Here is a 1,056-nt window from a genome sequence, read left to right as displayed (position 1 = left end):
AACAACTAAAGAAACAAAAGCTTCCAACTCCTGCGAAATACAAAGCAGAATTTGAGTGGTTAAAAGAAGTTGATTCATTAGCTTTGGCAAATGCTCAACTAAACTTGCAAACTGCCTATAAGAATTTCTTTAGTGGTCAAAATGACTTTCCAACATTCAAAAGTAAAAAAGCCAGAAAATCTTATACAACGAATGTAGTAAACGGAAATATTATGTTGCTAAATGGTCATATCAAATTACCAAAACTAAAAATGGTACGTATCAAACAGCATAGAGAAATACCACAAGACTATATTATCAAGTCATGTACGATCTCCATGACACCTACCGGTAAATACTATGTGTCCATCTTGACTGAATATGAAAAAGAGATTGTACAAAAAGAAGTAGAAACATTTGTTGGATTAGACTTTGCGATGAATGGATTATATGTTAGTTCTGAGGGTGAGAAAGCCAACTATCCTAAGTTCTATCGTAACATGTTAGACCGATTAGCAAAGGCACAACGAGTATTAGCAAGACGCAATAAAGGTTCTGAGCGTTGGAATAAACAACGTATTCGTGTAGCTAAGTTACATGAGAAAGTGGCTAACCAACGTAAGAATTTCCTTCATCATGAGTCTAAAGAGTTGGCTACTAATTTTGATGTTATAGCTATGGAAGACCTAAACATGAAAGGAATGTCGCAAGCACTTCATTTTGGAAAAAGTGTTGCTGACAATGGTTGGGGTCTGTTCACTTCTTTTTTAGCTTATAAACTACAAGAACAAGGCAAACAACTTGTGAAAATAGACAAATGGTTTCCTTCCACAAAAACATGTAGCAATTGTGGAATTGTGAAAGATATATCATTGTCTGAACGAGTATATTCTTGTATATGTGGTATAAATCTCGATAGAGATTATAACTCAGCTATCAATATCAAAAATGAAGCAATACGTCTATTAGCGTTAGCATAAATAGCAATAAAATAACCTTTGGAACAAGGGAGTTAGCTCGGCTGTCTTAGGACTAATTCGTTAGCTATCAAAAGTAACGACTAACCGAGAAGCCCCC

At 34.9% G+C, this 1,056-nt stretch carries 1 protein-coding gene; it reads left to right on the top strand.

Translation table 11 applies throughout. The annotated features are described in order from the left end of the window. Nucleotides 1-959 (top strand): RNA-guided endonuclease TnpB family protein (locus tag CQZ94_RS30790; RefSeq protein WP_105588443.1); only part of this gene is annotated, 959 nt, incomplete at its 5' end. Nucleotides 960-1,056 lie beyond the last annotated feature (97 nt).

It is taken from the genome of Bacillus sp. MYb209 (genome assembly GCF_002975175.1).
Lineage (GTDB): Bacteria > Bacillota > Bacilli > Bacillales > Bacillaceae_G > Bacillus_A.
This window is presented reverse-complemented; position numbering and strand designations above follow the sequence as displayed.